We start from the raw sequence: 2,005 nt of genomic DNA, 5'->3' as shown, positions 1-2,005 counted from the left end.
ATTCCATTAACCGCAGGCCGCTGCCATACAGGAGCCTTGCCATGAGGAGATGGAGGCCCTGCATATATCCCAAGACATTGGCAACCTCGCTTTGCGCCATGACGACCGTAGGGCGTGAGTACTTTTTGGCACGGACAGGCTCGAGTTTTTCATCAACGGGGATATCGAGTACTTTTTCTCCTTCTTACCCCCATGGTACTGGATATAGCGCATGATTCAATCGCAATAGGTTTGTTCGGTGCGATAGGCGTAGTGGGGATACCGCAGAACCTGTCGAACCTGATCCATGAGCCGGAGTTTAGGATCCGGTCGGAATTTTTTTGAATTTTCCATGCTATCAACGCTATTATGCAATAGATGGAAAAATCAATAGGATTTTTTCCATTTTTTTTTCCATATCAATATAACAATAGATGGAAAATTTTCCATGATATATAAGCAATAGATGGAAAATTTTCCACCTATCCTAACTGTGAGCCATCGAAAATGAGAAGTTGAAATGGGATTTTGGAATTCTAAATCACAAAAAAAATGGCAGAAGACATACATAAATAACGTCTTTGCAAATAAAAATACGAGGCATAAAACCTTTTCAAAAATAATATTGAACAATCCAGAATTATTAAACCAAAAAAATACTCATTTTCCAAAATCTTTATTTAAATTTTATTCCCCAACTTCGGACAACATTATAGATATTAAAAAGCAGAGGCTTTGGTTCGCACATCCAAGCTCTTTTAATGATCCATTTGATTGTCATACAGGATATGACGTTACAGGCTATGAAAAGTACTCTCTTTTAGAGCATATTAAGAAAATAGGCTTCGCTAATACTGAAAATAGACAAAATGGATTCACTAAAGAAGAATTTAATCGAATTTACAACTCAATCCCGGAGTATGAGTATAATTGGATGAGAAACGCAGAGGAGTATTGGTCTGCAATACGCAAAATTTCTGAGAGTAAAAATGAGGAATTCGAAAAAGAAATTTATAACTTAAGGCTGAAATTTCAAAGGGATGTCGAAAGAAAAATAGAGAAATTAAGAGAAGTCAACATAAGAATTGCTTGCTTTTCTGATCTTAAATCAGACAATTTTCCACCAAATCATAATGATTTTGAATTTATGATTCACATGTGGTCACACTATGCAAGCAACCACGAAGGGTTTTGCGTTGAATACGACATAACTCAGATACATCCAGAAAACTTAATTCCTTTGGAAAACAAAAATATTTTGGGAGATGAAAACGCTTACATATCTAACAAAACAAAATTGCTCTTATCAGCTGGTTTGTTTCCAGTAATATATACGTCCAATCGAGTAAATATTCCAAAAACAAAATTAAAAAGAATTAAAATAGGTGAAGATGGAAATATAAAACATAACAGCGATGTAGATTCCTTACTGTATAAAACTTACATTATCAAATCAGCAAAGTGGAACTATGAAAAGGAATGGCGAATTATTGTTGATGGTGACATCTGCAAATACTTCGATAATAAAATTCATTTCCCATATATAAAAAAAATATTTTTGGGCTGCAAAATGAACACTCACAATATTGATATTCTGTTAGAAATCGCAGAAGAGTTAGATGCTGAGGTTGTTTTAATGGCAATGAATGATAAAAAATTCTATTTGGAGCCTCAAAGACTGGATTCTTATAAGTGGAATAAAGAAAGAAGAAAATGGAACAATCCCTTGTATTGATTTCAAAAATTTGGCTAACAAAGCAATGGACGCTGACTTTGAAAAAGCCGGGATTTTTTATTAAATGCTATTAAATCGTCTTATAAAGTAAATATTATCATGCAATGACTCGCAACTTTTTCAAAGCAGGTCATTGCTGGGTTAGAATCTATAAGAAGGGCATCGTATGGCAAGAAGAAATATTTATAGACATTCCATAGATTTGATGAAATTTACCATTAAGACAGACCTCGGAAATCATAGATTGAATAGAAATGCGGAAAGCCTTATTCTTCAGGCTCTTAGGCTATT

1 protein-coding gene is annotated in these 2,005 nt (G+C 34.3%); it reads left to right on the top strand.

What is annotated here, in order from left to right; genetic code table 11:
* Window positions 1-499: 499 nt before the first annotated feature.
* The gene (locus U9P79_08680) at window positions 500-1,714 is read left to right on the top strand and encodes a DUF2971 domain-containing protein (GenBank protein MEA2104694.1); all 1,215 of its coding nucleotides are present in this window, start codon (window positions 500-502) and stop codon (window positions 1,712-1,714) included.
* Window positions 1,715-2,005: the final 291 nt, after the last annotated feature.

The sequence above is a fragment of the Candidatus Cloacimonadota bacterium genome (assembly GCA_034661015.1).
Classification (GTDB): Bacteria; Cloacimonadota; Cloacimonadia; order JGIOTU-2; family JGIOTU-2; genus JAYEKN01.
The sequence above is the reverse complement of the archived record's forward strand: the minus strand, read 5'-3'. Positions and strand labels throughout refer to the sequence as shown.

What these genes read in the sequence shown, in the direction of transcription:
- U9P79_08680 (MEA2104694.1), top strand. Translation starts at nt 500, where the DNA reads ATGGGATTTTGGAATTCTAAATCACAAAAAAAATGGCAGAAGACATAC.